12 protein-coding genes and 1 tRNA gene are annotated in these 14,810 nt (G+C 63.8%); all 13 read right to left on the bottom strand.

What is annotated here, in order from left to right; translation table 11 throughout:
- Positions 1-319: 319 nt before the first annotated feature.
- Positions 320-667 carry a DUF3768 domain-containing protein gene (locus EO136_RS01115; RefSeq protein WP_127142632.1) on the bottom strand — a complete coding sequence of 116 codons (348 nt, stop codon included), beginning with the start codon at positions 665-667 and terminating at the stop codon, positions 320-322.
- Between the two features lie 149 nt (positions 668-816).
- The gene (locus EO136_RS01110) at positions 817-2,592 is read right to left on the bottom strand and encodes a DUF927 domain-containing protein (protein WP_127142631.1); all 1,776 of its coding nucleotides are present in this window, start codon (positions 2,590-2,592) and stop codon (positions 817-819) included.
- A 939-nt stretch (positions 2,593-3,531) separates the two neighbouring features.
- On the bottom strand, positions 3,532-4,212 hold the full coding sequence (locus EO136_RS18695) for a helix-turn-helix domain-containing protein (protein ID WP_206513241.1): 681 nt from the start codon (positions 4,210-4,212) through the stop codon (positions 3,532-3,534).
- A 323-nt stretch (positions 4,213-4,535) separates the two neighbouring features.
- Positions 4,536-4,612 (bottom strand) — tRNA-Arg (locus EO136_RS01100).
- Positions 4,613-4,835: 223 nt separating this feature from the next.
- Positions 4,836-5,654, bottom strand: coding sequence for an ABC transporter permease (locus tag EO136_RS01095; protein WP_127142630.1), 819 nt, complete (start codon positions 5,652-5,654; stop codon positions 4,836-4,838).
- Positions 5,651-6,616: an ATP-binding cassette domain-containing protein gene (locus EO136_RS01090; protein ID WP_127142629.1), complete on the bottom strand. Its 966-nt coding sequence runs from the start codon at positions 6,614-6,616 to the stop codon at positions 5,651-5,653. Before EO136_RS01090 ends, EO136_RS01095 begins: the two co-directional genes overlap by 4 nt.
- Positions 6,617-6,676: 60 nt before the next feature.
- Positions 6,677-7,039 carry a VOC family protein gene (locus EO136_RS01085; RefSeq protein WP_127142628.1) on the bottom strand — a complete coding sequence of 121 codons (363 nt, stop codon included), beginning with the start codon at positions 7,037-7,039 and terminating at the stop codon, positions 6,677-6,679.
- A 38-nt stretch (positions 7,040-7,077) separates the two neighbouring features.
- Entirely contained in the window at positions 7,078-8,670 is a 1,593-nt protein-coding gene (locus EO136_RS01080) for an FGGY-family carbohydrate kinase (RefSeq protein WP_127142627.1), read from the bottom strand.
- Between the two features lie 172 nt (positions 8,671-8,842).
- Positions 8,843-10,333, bottom strand: coding sequence for a mannitol dehydrogenase family protein (locus tag EO136_RS01075; protein WP_127142626.1), 1,491 nt, complete (start codon positions 10,331-10,333; stop codon positions 8,843-8,845).
- Between the two features lie 47 nt (positions 10,334-10,380).
- Positions 10,381-11,376, bottom strand: a complete 996-nt coding sequence (locus EO136_RS01070) for an ABC transporter ATP-binding protein (protein ID WP_127142625.1) — start codon at positions 11,374-11,376, stop codon at positions 10,381-10,383.
- A gap of 14 nt (positions 11,377-11,390) precedes the next feature.
- Entirely contained in the window at positions 11,391-12,221 is an 831-nt protein-coding gene (locus tag EO136_RS01065; protein ID WP_127142624.1) for a carbohydrate ABC transporter permease, read from the bottom strand.
- 14 nt (positions 12,222-12,235) lie between these two features.
- A complete protein-coding gene (locus EO136_RS01060; RefSeq protein ID WP_127142623.1) occupies positions 12,236-13,108 on the bottom strand; it encodes a carbohydrate ABC transporter permease in 873 nt (290 codons plus the stop codon).
- A 249-nt stretch (positions 13,109-13,357) separates the two neighbouring features.
- Positions 13,358-14,674: an ABC transporter substrate-binding protein gene (locus EO136_RS01055; RefSeq protein WP_127142622.1), complete on the bottom strand. Its 1,317-nt coding sequence runs from the start codon at positions 14,672-14,674 to the stop codon at positions 13,358-13,360.
- Positions 14,675-14,810: the final 136 nt, after the last annotated feature.

Here is a 14,810-nt window from a genome sequence, read left to right as displayed (position 1 = left end):
GCAGCCTTCCTGGCCGAGGCGCGATCGGTCTTGGCGAACCAGGAGCCGCGAGGCTTTTCGTTGTCCGATTGTCCGATCAGCACGATGGCGGGGAGGTCGGTGACCTCACCGGGGAGTTTCTGAGCAGGTACGGCCATTGTCGTGTCCTTTTCTAACAAAAGAGCCCCCACATGGGGGGCTCGGATCAGGGTTCACATCGGTGACGGCGATAGCGGCACGAACCGCCATGCACAGCACCGTGCAGCGCCAGCATAGCCCAAAAAGACAATTATGTCAATGTTTTAGCCGAAACCCTCCCCGAACACCCCCATCGCATCCCTCAATATTCCGACGCGAGCATCAGGGTCAGAACCCGTTCGGTCACCTCTGGATTGGTGGGGTCGGGAGAGCCGTACTCGAGCTGCTTGTCGAGGTAATCGATCTTCCAGAACAGGGTATGCCCTTCGACCACGATCGACCCGAAATCGTGCTCTCCATAGGGATCATTGTCGGGGGTGAAACCGTCGAAGGCCTGTATGGATCGGACGGCCTTGGTGGCGATCGGCGCGCCCAGTGCGAGAACGCCGGTGGTGAGTATCCATCGCCCACCGAAGAAACTGGTTCTCAGGGCGTCGTTAAGATCGCGCACTTGGCGTTTGGTCTGGTCAAGGGTGTGAACTTCAGACATTGCAGGGCTCCATGGGTTGAGCGCCTGCACCGGGAATAGAATAGGGGCCGCGCCCAAAAATGGGCAGGCGCGACCCCATCGTGACAGAGGGCCCTAAAGGACCGTCAAGTGAGCCCTACCAACGGCCCCAGGACGGACCGGGCCTCTGCTCAATCCTTCCCGAGCGAGAGCGCAGCGAATGCGTCGAGGTCCAGAACAATGAAGCGGGGGCGCTTCACCTTTTTCATGCCTGTCCCCTCCACCTGCTGGCGCGGCTTGCCGCTGGTATCGGGCATTTGCACTTCCCATTGCAGCAGGTAGCGCTCCAGGCGTTCCACCTTGTTGGCGCCGAAGCGGTTGCACAACGCATCGGGATCGAGAACGGCCTGCATGATCCCGGAGACTTCCCGCCGGATTGCCCAGCGGTCGACGACAGCCGCACCCTTGTGCTCGCCTTTTTTGATGAGCGGAGCCTTGGATTTGTCGCGCAGGTCCGCCTGTAGTTTGATGATCGTGTCCTTAACCTCGTCATCGGCCGCACCGCGATGAAGCCGCATGACCAGTTCCGAGCGCTCGAAGATCGCCAGCATTGCCTCCTGCACCCGGTCTTGATCGAATGGAACGACGCCTTTTGCAGATGCAAAGCAAAGAGTCGCATACACCGTCCCGAAAGCATTCACGTACCGCGACTGCAGATCAGGATACTTGGCACTGATAATTGCCTGAAACCGCTCAAGGGAGTTCGTAAACTGCCTCTCGGCGGATTGATCACGGATAATGTGCCAAACAAGGTAGCGGATCGGCTGTCCGTAATCCTGGGAAAGGCGCTTCGCACACCGGCCGAGCATACCGCTGCGCTTGGCTTTATCGTAGTATCGATCATTGACAATTGAATCGAGGATCCCGGTATCGGCTCTAGGAACTGAGACATCGATGTACCGGACTTCCTCGCCCGCCACCCTTGTGCCGTTGCTTAGAACGACCAACGGTTTTTCGGACGTCGTCATCACGGAAACGCGAAACCTCAGCTCAGACTGGCCCACCGCGACGGCCCCGCTCTTGCTACGACCTCTGCCGCGACCGTCCCGCACCTTAAACGCCATGGCCCGGATGACTTCTCTGCACTCAGAAGTTCCTCCCTGGAGCGAGCCGAACTCATCGAACACCACGCAACCGTCTCGACACTCGGCACCCTTTTCCTCGAAGAAGGTCGGGGTGACGTTGAGCGTCGGCAAATCCAGATAGGTTGCGCGTTCAGACACGGATTGCGCCAAGCATAATGCCGCCGTTTTGCCGCGCCCGGAGAAGCCCGATAGGTTAAATGCAATGCCGACCCCCTCTTGTCCAAACCTTAAGAACGGCCCTGCCAGGCCCACCCCAACTGCAAAGACCGCGAAATTGGAGTTTCGACAGAGCGTTCCAATGCGTCTCTGCCAGACACTGAGCTTATTCGCCCAGTTTTTCACTGACGCTCCTAAAACTGCATCCTCGTGTAGGACCCTTGGCGTTGGTTCTGAGGAGAATGTGTTTGTCTTGAAAACATAATCACCGCTCTCGTGCCAACCTAGGGTCCGGGTCAGGTGCATCGCCTTGGCGTCTTGAGGCGGAGCGCTGAGCACTTGCTTCAAATTCTGCTCAGTGAGCTGGGCATCATCCCGCACCCCGGAATCAAGCAAGGCGGAGAGCACCTTTTTTGCTTCGCGCAGCTCTGCTCTGGGCCTGAGCAGGCTTCTGATTCTTCCCTCGAAGTCGACGAATTCAAGTTCGACCTTATGGTGGGCTGAATCATCGGTGATAATGTCGCGCCTATAGAGGACGGTCGGCGTGTCCGGACCCGCCATTCCCTTGTTTGGCGGCTGATGCACATAGACATTGCGCAATATGGGGCCACTCTTGGTCTTGCGGCCTTGAGAGGGGCGAGCGATGCCGTTCTTCTTCATATCCATGATTTTTCCCTTTGGGTTTCAAGTGAGCGCACGCAACCGCTCACTGCTCAGCGTTAAGCGGCGTGCCAAAATTCGTTTCATACGATCGAAGGGAGAGACTGCAGCTGCGCCGCACTTCGCCCAATAGCGCCGAAAACCAGCTCTATGGGGGGATCAGAGGGTATCCAGAGGCACCTGTACGGATGGAGGGTGCCATTTCGCAGCACTGGGCACGGCGCACGCACTGCGTGTCCAAGCCCCGGACGCTGAGCAGGTCACCAATCCCCCAGAGAGACATCCAGGCCAACCACTCCTCACGCCTAGCTCCCCATAAGAGACGGCTCGCCCAGACACCGCGTGGGCTGTTCTCCAGCGCTCGCGTTTCGCGCGGCTGGAATTTCAGCATATACCTAAGCCGAGTTCTGACGTCCGATGGGGTAAGAGGTTGGACGTGAACGGGACGATTTCTCAGCGCTGAATCGGCGCGAGGGCGTACGGCGAATGCGGCGCGAACGGCCTCCTGCGGCGCAGCTGCAAGGAGAGCATGGAAGTGCGGCTCCCAGACTGGTGGACCCTCGAGCGGTCTCACCAGGTGAACTTCCAGCAAGGCAAAACCAACCGGATCGTAACCCCCTTCGACAAGTCTTTCGCACCCGCTACGCCACTTCCGGAGTACAGATCGGGGACAAACGCTCGATAACTGACCCTCGGCGTAGCGCCGGAGAGTTCCCACGCTCAGCATCAGCCAGTCGTCCCGCACGGGAAGCAGGGCGTTAAGGATCCGGCGAAGACGCTCTTGCTCGTACGGACAGGCGGCTGAACGCCGTTCGTAGACATCGCCCAGGTCCAATTGCATGCGGTCACTGGCCTCGGATGCACCTAGAGCGGCAGAAAGCGCGCCAAACACGCTCCTGGAACTGCGTGAGAGCTGGTCAAGCTCTGAAGGTGACAGGCGGTAAGTCACTGCTCCGCCCCCGGCTCGCTGGTGCTTGCGCGGCGGCCGGCCTCGAGAAACGCGACGATGTCGCGGAAAGCGTAGAGAATGCGCCCGTGGGCCTTGATAAAATGCAGAACGGGCTTGCCGGGAATGGGTCCAACAGAGCGGTGGTTTGCCAGGGTCTTGACCGAAATCCCGAGATACGCCGCTGCCTCGACCGCATTCAGAAGATCATCGGGCCGATACTCACGACGCGTCCAACCCGAAGCCCTCACCTGAGGACCATCAGCGCTCTGCTCCTCTGCATTAGAGGATACAGACTTGGGTGGCGCTGGACTGAGTTTAGCGGGGGGTATGTCATCCGGCTGAGGCCGAACACGAGACACATAGCGCGCAGTCAAAGGGTTGCCGTCCAGAGCGTGATGTCCCGCGACTTTGCGGGATAACCCAGGAACAACAAGTAGGCTTTCGCCTGGCGGCTGCTTCTGAATATCCTCACGCGCAAGGGGATCGCGCTCACAACGCTCACGTCCGACGAGAAGCGGATCGCGACCACGCTCTACCGCGTGTGCGGAATTACTTATCCGCCTAACCGGCTGCTTATATCTAGAGGAGATTTTTTTGATCTTCCGAACCATCGAGTCCCTGCCTTTCAAGACGAGGACGTAATCGAGGTCGGATAAAGGGATGCCGATATCGATCACACCCCCGCAATTAACGAGTGTGCTTTCGAACGGTCATCCCGGACGCATACCCCCGGCTGAAGGGTACTGGGGCGTCAAGGCATTGGGCTATCGCCCAAACTGCTCCTGTCTTTCGACGAGGAGTCGATCTTGTTCGTGTACGCCGGCGCCAGAAACCTTTCAGCTCCCAGCGATAAGCTCAACCAGAACTTGGGCCCATTTATCCCGGCCGTTCCCGGAAAATCAAGCAAAAATTTCGGCAGAGCGACGTTTTTTGTGATTGCTAGGTGATTGCTAGCCGCTCACCGCAACCGGCCTTAGATCAGCTAAGTGTTTGAAAAAATTGGCGCACCCGACACGATTCGAACGTGTGACCTCTGCCTTCGGAGGGCAGCGCTCTATCCAGCTGAGCTACGGGTGCCCGTGGCGACGCACATGGCGTGGTTCGTCTCGGAACGGGGCGGACCCTACTTCAACACTCTTCGGTTCGCAACACCCTGTTTGCGCCATCTCGACGTTTGCTCCGGCGCCCCGGCCCCGGCCGGATCGCCACCTCCCTCGCCCACGACCCGTTCTGCGTCGGTTGCGGTGGTGCCGGAGGTGTCGCCTCTCTCCTCTTGCCGCCTTCGGCCAGTCCGCGCAGGCTACCGCCTGGCGTAAGCGATGGCCGCAATCGGGCCAAACACCGCCGTCATCGCAACGGTGAACGCCAGCGACACGAAGATGGCCGGACCATCCACCACGCCACCCATCAGCCCGCGCACGGCAGTCACAACATGGGTCACCGGGTTGAACCAGACCGCGGTTTCGAGCCAGCCCGGCATGGTCGCGGGATCCACAAAGACGTTCGAGGCGAAGGTCAGCGGGAAGAGGATCAGCATCGAAACGGTCATCACCGTCGCCGGGGTGCGCATCACCAGCCCCATCAGCGTGAAGATCCAGCCGAGCCCGAAGGCAAAGACGACCAGCAGCCCCACCCCCAGCACCACGCCCACCACACCGCCATCCGGGCGATAGCCGATCGCAAGGCCCACAAGGATCGTGACCAGCGACGCCAGGCAGTAGCGCAACACGTCCCCCAGCATCGCCCCGGCCAGCGGCGCCGGCCGCCAGATCGGCAGCGAGCGGAACCGGTCGAACATGCCCTTGGAGATGTCGGTGTTCAGCGACACGCCCGTATAGACCGAGGTGAAGATCACCGTCTGGGCCAGAATGCCCGGAAGCAGGAACTGCAGATAGGCATCGGGCGAGCCCGCCAGCGCCCCGCCGAAAAGGAACGTGAACATGAAGGTGAACATGATCGGCGTGCCCACAACGTCGAACAGTTGCTCGGGCACATGCCGGATCTTGAGCACCGCCCGCCACCCGAAGGTCAGAACGTTCGAGGCGGCGGAGGGCCGCGGCGGCCGCGCGCGTCGGGCGATGGCGCGCGCCAGCATGGTGTCGGGATCGTGCCGGTTCATGGCGTATCCTCATCTTTGGCGTCGGCAGGGGGCCGGCCCGTCAGCGCCAGGAACACTTCATCAAGGCTCGGCTGGCCGAACGCAAAGCTCATCACAGCCATGCCCTCTGCGTCCAGCGCCGAAATCGCCGATGCGGCCACAGCGCTGTCTCCCGCCTGTACGCTCAGCGCGGCGGGGTCGGCATCGGGCAAGGCCTCGAGCCCGAATTTGTCGGCAAGAAGAACCGCGGCCCGGCCCGCGATTTCGGGTGCTTCAAACGCAAGATGCAGAACCCGCACCCCGATCGAGGCCTTGAGCGTGGCCGACGTGCCCTCGGCGATCACCTGCCCTCGGTCGATCACGGCGATCCGCTCGGCGAGCTGGTCGGCTTCCTCGAGATACTGCGTGGTCAAAAGCACGGTCGCGCCGTCGCGCACCAGCGCCCGCACGATGTCCCAGACCTGGTTGCGCGAGCGCGGGTCGAGCCCGGTGGTGGGCTCGTCGAGAAACAACAGTTCGGGCGTCACAACGATCGACGCGGCGATGTCGATCCGCCGCCGCATGCCGCCCGAATAGGTTTTGACCTGCTTGACCGCGGCCTCGCTGAGATCGAACGCAGCCAGCAGCTCGTCGGCCCGCTCCCGCGCGCCGCCCCATCCCAGCCCGAGCAGCCGGCCGAGCAGCACCAGGTTCTCGCGCCCCGTCAGATCCTCGTCCACCGAGGCGAACTGGCCCGTGAGGCTGATCGCGGCGCGCACCGCTTCGGGGTCTTTGGCAATGTCGTGGCCCATCACCCGGGCCTCGCCCGCATCGGGGCGCAACAGGGTGGCCAACATGCGCAGCGTGGTGGTCTTGCCCGCCCCGTTGGGGCCCAGCACCCCATAGACCGAGCCGGTTCGCACTGACAGGTCCACGCCCCGCACCGCATGAGTGGCCCCGAAGCGCTTTTCTAGCCCCCGTGCCTCAACAGCCAGTTCAACCATCGCTATGTCCTGATCTCTCGTCTGGGCGATAGGGCCACGCAAGCTCGGGCCGGGCAAGCCCTATTGCGCCCCGGGGGCACCCGCCGGCGGCTCCCAGAGTTCGATCGGCCGGCCCTCGGGATCATGGATGCGCGCGAACCGACCTGTCTCGGGCGTATCCCAGTCCGGCCGCGTCTCGACCGGGATCCCTGCGCCCTCGAGCTGGCTGATAAGGGCATCGAGATCGTCCACCCGGAAATTGAGCATATAGCTGTGCTCGGCGCCGAAATAATCGCTGTCCCGCGCAAAGGGCGCGAACACGGTCGGCCCGGCCTGCTGAAACCAGAAGCCCTCGACCCCGAGATGCTCCTGATACCATTGCGCCATCGCCTCGGTCTGTTCCGACCGAAAGAACACGCCCCCGATCCCGATCGCACGGGCCATGGCTAGGGCCTTTCCAGCATGAGTGCAAAATCGGCCATCTAGACCTCCTGTTGCCGCGCCATCCGGGCGATCTCCGCCCGGTGCGCCTGCATCCGCGTGAAGATGGCATAATCGGACTCCAGGCGCCTTTGCGCAACCGGGTCGGGCCGGTGCACCGTGATGTGCGCCTGCATGGCTCGCGCCGCATCCGCGAGCGACCCATGCACTCCGGCCGCGCAGCCCGCAGCCATCGCCCCGCCGATCAGCATCGCGTCGGGCGCGCCGGCCTGCTCGATCACGCAGCCGGTGGCGTCCGCATAGAGCTGGATCAGCAATTGGCTGCGCGCATGTCCCCCGCTCACATGAAGCGTGTCGATCCGGTAGCCCGCGCGGTTGAAGGTCTCCAGAATCTGGCGCACGCCGAGCGCAAGCGCCACCGCCGTCCGCCAGTAGATCCGGCACAGCCCGTCAAAGCCGGTGTCGAGCGCCAGCCCCACGACCACCCCGCGCGCGTTCGGATCCGGGCTCGGCGAGCGCGACCCCATCACATCGGGCAGAAGATGGAGCCCGGGCGCAATGTCACCCACGGCATTGGCCTGCATCTGCACGATACGCGCGGCGATCCGCTGATGGATATCCCGCCCGCTCTGCCGGCCTTCGGGGTGGTTGGCAACGATGTGGTCGAGCAGCGCGCCCGAGGCCGACTGCCCGCCCTCGCTCATCCAGAAGCCGGTCAGAACCGTGCCGAAATAGGGCCCCCACACGCCGGCGACCGGCACGGGTTCGCCCCCCATCACCATCACCGCGCTCGATGTGCCCGTGATCAGCCCGGCATGGCGTGCCAGCGCCTCGGGCTCGTCCGCCAGCGGCCCAAGCAGCGCCAGCGCCCCCGCATGGGCATCGACCATCCCCGCCGCGACCGGGCAGCCGGGACAAAGCCCCAGCGCCTCGGCCGCCTCCCCGGTCAGCACCCCCACCGCGGCGCCCACCGGCACTGGCCGGCCCGAAAGCCCGGCCCGCTCGGCCAGATCGCCCAGTCCCAGATCGGCCAGCAGCCCCTCGGGCCAGCCCTCATCCCGATGAGCAGGCAATGACCACTTGCCCGCCAGCGTGGATTGGCTGCGCGCCAGCGATCCCGTGGCCCGGAAGGTCAGGAAATCGGCAAGGTCAAGGATCGCCCCGGCGCGCGCCCAGAGCTCGGGCCGGTTGCGCTTGAGCCAGATCAGCTTGGGCAGCTCCATTTCCGGGTGCAGCGGCCCGCCGGCATCGGCCAGCGTTTCGTGCCCGACCCGGTTGGCAAGCAGGGTTTCCTCGCGCGCCCGGTGATCGAACCAGGCAATGGTGTCGAAGACCAGCCCGTCCTCTTGCGAGAGCGCCAGCGCCTGGCCCTCGCCATCGCGCAGCACAAGCGAACAGGTCGCGTCGAACCCGATCCCCGAAATGGCGTCGGGCGCGAGCCCGGATGCGGCCAGCGCCTCGCGCACCGCCGCGCACACCGCGGCCCAGATGTCGTCGGCGCTGTGCTCGCCCCGGTCGGGGCCCGCGCGCAGCACGGCCACGGGGCGCTCGCCCCGGCCCAGCAGATCGCCCGTAAGGGAAAAGACGCCCGCGCGGGCGCTGGTGGTCCCCACGTCCACCGCCACCAGACCCATGCCGCTCCTCACCCGCGTCGTGATCTCCACACAGCGAGCTTAGAGCGCTTCGGGCGAAAGTGAAACCGCTTTTCCGGTTCGGAAGCGCGATGAATCAACGACTTAAGGCGTTCTCGCCGCCGGCCTTTATCCGCGCCCGAGCCGCTCTAAGCGGTTGCGACACCGATGGAAATCACCCATGACCGCCGAGCGGCATGTCGGTGAGATACCGCGCCAGCGTCGTGCGCACCCCCTCGCGCCACAGCCCCTCGAGCGCGGTGACAAAGGCAATGCGATAGGCCGCGTCATCGGCCGCCGCCCCGAAGATGTCGTCCATCTCGAGAAAGGCCTGTGGCTCGGTGCGCGCCCGGCGGGCCGCCGCCTGAATGCGCTCCCAGTTGGGATCGTTGGGCGGGATCGGCGCACCGCTCTCGGTCTCGCCATAGCAGTACCGGCACCACAGCGCGCTCACCAGCGCCAGCCCGGTCACCGCCCTGCCCTGCGCCAGCCGTTCGATCGCGGTGGGCAGGATGAATTTGGGCTGCCGGTTCGAGCCATCAAGGCACAGCCGCTGGATCGTATCGCCGATCTTGGGGTTGGCGAAGCGCTGCGCCACGGTCGCCGCATAGGCGGTCAGGTCCGTATCGGGCACTGGCGGAACCACGGGAATGATCTCGTCATGGGTGAGCTTGGCGAGGAACGCCGCGATCTGCTGATCCTCCATCGCCTCGTGCACGAAACGGAAATCGAGCAGCCCGCCCGGATAGGCGATGGCCGCGTGTCCCCCATTGAGGATCCGCAGCTTCATCAGTTCGAACGGCGCCACGTCAGAGACGAAGGTCACCCCCACATCCTCGAGCGCGGGGCGCCCGAGCGGGAAATGGTCCTCGAGCACCCATTGGGTGAACCCCTCGCAGAACACCGGCCAGCCGTCCTTCACCCCGAAATCGGCCTCCAGCATCCCCCGCTCGCGGTCCGATGTCGCCGGGGTGATCCGGTCCACCATGCCGTTGGGGAAAGCAACCGCTTCCCGCACCCAGGCAGCGAGCGCGGGGTCGATCAGCCCGGCCAGCCCGGCAATGGCGTTCTCGGTCACATGGCCATTGCCCGGCAGGTTGTCGCAACTCATCACGGTGAAGGGCGCAAGCCCCTTGTCCCGCCGCGCGATCAGACCCTTGAGGATCAGCCCGAACACAGTGCGGGGCGTGGCGAAATCGGTGGCATCGGCCACGATCTCGGGGTGGCTGGCGTCGAACCGCCCCTTGGCGTCGAGGAAATAACCGCCCTCGGTGATGGTCAGCGAAACGATCCGGATCGCCGGATCGGCGAGCGTCGCGACGAGCGTTTCGGTGTCGCCGGGCGCGATGTAGTCGATCATCGGCCCGGTCACCCGCGCAGTCGAGCGATCCGCTTCCTGCTCGACCACGGTCGAGAGATAATCCTGTTCGGCCAGCACCTTCCGGGTCTGGGCGTCGGCGGGCCGCACCCCTGCCCCGATGATCGCCCAGTCGTGGTCGCGCCCGGTTCCAAACAGGGTGTCGAGATAGACCGCCTGGTGGGCGCGATGGAAATTGCCCACCCCGAAATGCACGATCCCCGGCGTCAGGCTCGAGCGGTCATAGCCCGGGCGACCGACGGCGTGCGGCAGGTCGTTGAGCGTGGATGCGGACAGTTTGATACTCATGGCGTGTCCTGAACGGTGCTGGCGGGACGGCGGGGGCGGGGCGCCCCTCACATCGCCTGTCCCTGCGCGTCGAACCTGTATATCCGGCTTTCGATGGGATCGAGGCTGATGGTCTGGCCGTGAGCGAAGGGCAATTCGCCCGAGGCCCGCACGGTCACCTGCCCGATGCCGTCCACATCCACGTAAAGGAAGGTGTCCGATCCCAGATGCTCGGCGACCCCCACGGTCCCGGTCCAGCGCCCTGCGTCCGATATGGTGAAATGCTCGGGCCGGATCCCGATCGTCGCGGCGCCGAATGTATCGGCCTCCTTGCCTTCGATGAAGTTCATCTTGGGCGAGCCGATGAACCCGGCGACAAAGAGGTTGGCCGGTTTCTGGTAGAGCTCGATGGGTGTGCCGTATTGCTCGATCCGGCCCGCATTGAGCACCACGATGCGGTCGGCCATGGTCATGGCTTCCACCTGATCGTGAGTTACATAGACCATCGTGGTCTTGAGCTTCTTGTGCAGTTCGGAAATCTCGAGCCGCATGTTCACCCGGAGCGCGGCATCCAGGTTCGAGAGCGGCTCGTCGAACAGGAACGCCTTGGGCTGACGCACGATCGCCCGGCCGATGGCGACGCGCTGGCGCTGCCCGCCCGAAAGCTGGCGCGGCTTGCGGTCGAGATAGTCGGTGAGGTTGAGCACCCGCGCCGCGTCGTTGACCGCCGCGTCCATCCGCTCCTTGGGCGCCTTTTCCATCTTGAGCGGAAACGCGATGTTCCCGCGCACGCTCATATGCGGATAAAGCGCATAGGACTGGAACACCATCGAGAGCTTGCGCTGGGCGGGCAATGTCTTGGAGACATCCGCCCCGTCGATGCGGATGGTGCCGTCCGAGAGATCCTCGAGCCCGGCGATCAGGCGCAGGAGGGTCGATTTCCCGCACCCCGATGGCCCCACGAAGACGACGAATTCCCCGTCATTGACCTCGAGCGAAATGTCCGGAATGACCGTGACGCCGCCGAAGCTCTTGTTGACGTGTTCAAGCGTGATCGAACCCATAGCTCTATGGCTCCCTATTTGACGGCGCCGAAGGTCAGCCCGCGCACGAGCTGTCGCTGGCTGAACCAGCCCATGATCAGGATCGGGGCGATGGCGAGAGTGGAGGCGGCCGAGAGCTTGGCCCAGAACAGGCCCTCGGGAGACGAGTAGGACGCAATGAACGCGGTCAGTGGCGCGGCCCGCGTCGTGGTAAGGTTCAGCGTCCAGAACGCCTCGTTCCAGGCAAGGATGATGTTGAGCAGCATGGTCGAGGCGATGCCAGGGATCGCCATGGGCGTGAGCACGTAGATGATCTCGTTCTTAAGGCTTGCCCCGTCCATCCGCGCCGCCTCGAGAATGTCCACCGGGATCTCGCGGAAATAGGTGTAGAGCATCCACACGATGATCGGCAGGTTGATCAGCATCAGCACCACGATCAACCCGTGATGGGTGTCGAGCAGCCTGAGGTCGCGAAAGATCAGGTAGATCGGAACGAGCACGCCCACGGCCGGCAGCATCTTAGTCGAGAGCATCCACAACAGCACGTCCTTGGTGCGCTTGGTGGGCGAGAACGCCATGGCCCAGGCCGCCGGGATCGCGATGATCAGCCCCAGTATGGTCGAGCCCACCGCGCTGATCACCGAATTGGTGAAGTGCCGGAAATAGTCCGACCGCTCCTGAACGGTGAAATAGTTCTCCAGCGTCCAGTCAAAGAACAGGAATTTCGGCGGCATGGCGATCGCCGTGCCCTCGGTCTTGAAGCTCGTCAGCACCGTCCATAGGATGGGAAAGAAGAGCGTGAGCGCGATCAGCCAGGCGATTGCCGTAAAGCCGAGCTTGCGACGGGTGGAGACTGCGCGTGCCATGGTTCTCTCTCCCCTCAGGCGTCCAGGTTCTTGCCCACGATCCTCAAAAGGAAGATCGCGACGATATTGGCGAGGATGACCGCCACGATCCCGCCGGCCGAAGCCAGCCCCACATCGAACTGCAACAGGCTCTGGATGTAGATCAGGAAGGTGAGGTTGGTGGTGGCCGTGCCCGGCCCGCCGCCCGTGGTCACGAAGATTTCCGCAAAGATCGACAACAGGAAAATCGTCTGGATCAGCATCACCACCGTCAGCGCACGCGCCAGATGCGGCAGGATGATGTAGAAAAACAGAGGTATTGGCCCGGCTCCGTCCATGCCCGCGGCCTCGCGCTGCTCCTCGTCGAGCGACTGCAGCGCGGTCAGAAGGATCAGGGTCGCAAAGGGCAGCCATTGCCAGGCGACGATCATGATGATCGAGAACAGCGGCACCTGGGAGAACCAGTCGATCGGCTGGACCCCGAACACCCGGGCGATATAGGAAAAGAGCCCGTAGACAGGGTTCATCATCATGTTCTGCCACACCAGCGCCGAGACCGTGGGCATCACAAAGAACGGCGAAATCACCAGCAGCCGGACGATCCCCTGCCCGAACATGGGCTGGTCGAGCAGCAGGGCCATCAGCGTCCCGCCGATCAGCGTGATCGCGAGCACGCCCCCCACCAGCACCAGCGTGTTGGTCAGCGCGGCCCAGAAGCTGGGGTTGGCGAAGAAATAGCGGTAGTTGTCCAGCCCGGTGAAATATTCCATCCCGGGCATCAGGAGATTGTAGCGCTGGAACGAGAACCACAGCGTCATCGACAGCGGCACGATCATCCAGGCCAGCAGCAGCAGAACTGCCGGGGACATCATCAGCCGCGCCGCCACCTGTGTCTGGCGTGTCGCCATGATCCTCTCCTCCCTCTAGCGCCGTCCCCGGCCCGGGCTGCATGCCCTTATATCCCGGTCGGCGCTGGCGTATTGACAGTGATCGTTGAACGGGCCCCGGCCGTGCGGCCGGAAAAGCCCTGTGCGCGGCGCATTCTCGCCGTCGCTGCCCCTTGCGGGAGAGCAAGTGGAGGGCGGGCCCTCTATCTGGCCCGCCGTCCGAAGGGAGCCCGGGGAATGGCGCACGCACCATCCCCCGGCAGGAGGAGCCTAGTTATAGTAGCCCGAACGTTCCATCTCCATGCGGGTCACCTGCTGGGCCTGCTGGAGGGCCTGCTCGACCGTGGTCTGGCCGGCAAGGGCGGAGGACACGATCTGGCCGACCGCCGTCCCGATCCCCTGGAATTCAGGGATGGCGACGAACTGGCCACCGGTATATGGCGTGTCCTGGACCGACTGGTTGATCGTGTCGGCCGAGTTGATCGCATCGAGCGTCATGTCGGCAAACGCCGCCGCTTCGCGATATTCGGGGTTCTCATAGAGCGAGGTGCGGGTTCCCGGAGGAACGTTCGCCCAGCCCTCTTCGCTCGCCACGAGCTCGAGATAGTCCTTGGACGTCGCCCAGGAGATGAACTGCTCGGCAGCGTCTGCCTGCTGGGTGCCGGCGGGAATGGCCAGCGACCAGGCCCACAGCCAGTTCCCGTTATTGCCCAGATCGTTGTGGGTCGGGAAGAGGGCAAAGTCGACGTCCTCGGCGACTTCCGAATCCTCGGGGTTGGTCACGAAGGACGCAGCCACCGTGGCGTCGATCCACATGCCGCAGCGGCCCTGCTGGAACAGCGCCAGATTCTCGTTGAACCCGTTCGAGGATGCGCCCGGAGGGCCCGCTTCGGTCATCAGGTCGACGTAGAACTGGAGCGCTTCGGCCCATTCGGGGCTGTCGAACTGGGGCTCCCAGTCCATGTCGAACCAGCTCGCGCCGTAGGAATTGGCCAGCGCGGTCATGAACGCCATGTTCTCGCCCCAGCCGGCCAGCCCGCGAAGGCAGATGCCGTAGACTTCCGCGTCCCGATCGGTGATCTGGCGCGCTGCGTCCCCGATGAACTCCCAGGTGGGCTGATCGGGCATCTCGAGCCCGGCCTCTTCAAAGAGGTCGGTGCGGTACATGATCATGGCGCTTTCCGCGTAGAACGGCGCGGCATGGAGCGTGCCGTCGACCGAAAGCGCGTCGCGGACGGCCGGGATCAGGTCATCGGCGTCGTACTCGGCGTCCGAGGTCAGCCCGTCGAGGCCCACGAGCCAGTCCTGCCCGCCCCAGATCGGAACCTCGTAGGTGCCGATGGTCATGACGTCGTACTGACCGCCCTGGGTGGCGATGTCGGTGGTCACGCGCTGACGCAGCACATTCTCCTCGAGGGTGACCCAGTCGAGTTCGATTCCGGTTTCTTCGGTGAAGTGGTGCGAGAGACCCTGCATGCGGATCATGTCGCCATTGTTGACCGTGGCAATGGTCAGCGTCTGGGCCTGCGCCGCTCCGGCGAGGGCCAGCACCGAGCACGACCCGATAACGAGTGCGCGAAGTCTCATCGATTGTCCTCCCATAGGCTCGATTGAGCATTTGCTATTTGCATGGGCAATTACTCACTATCGCACGCGGCTTGTCAAGAGGCGTGAGCAGGCCACCGCTCAAGTTGCGGTCCCTCACGCGCGAAGGCCCAGCCCC

Source organism: Pelagibacterium montanilacus (assembly GCF_003992665.1).
GTDB classification, from domain to species: domain Bacteria; phylum Pseudomonadota; class Alphaproteobacteria; order Rhizobiales; family Devosiaceae; genus Pelagibacterium; species Pelagibacterium montanilacus.
Note: the sequence above shows the minus strand (reverse complement) of the source record. Positions and strands in the feature narration are given on the sequence as shown.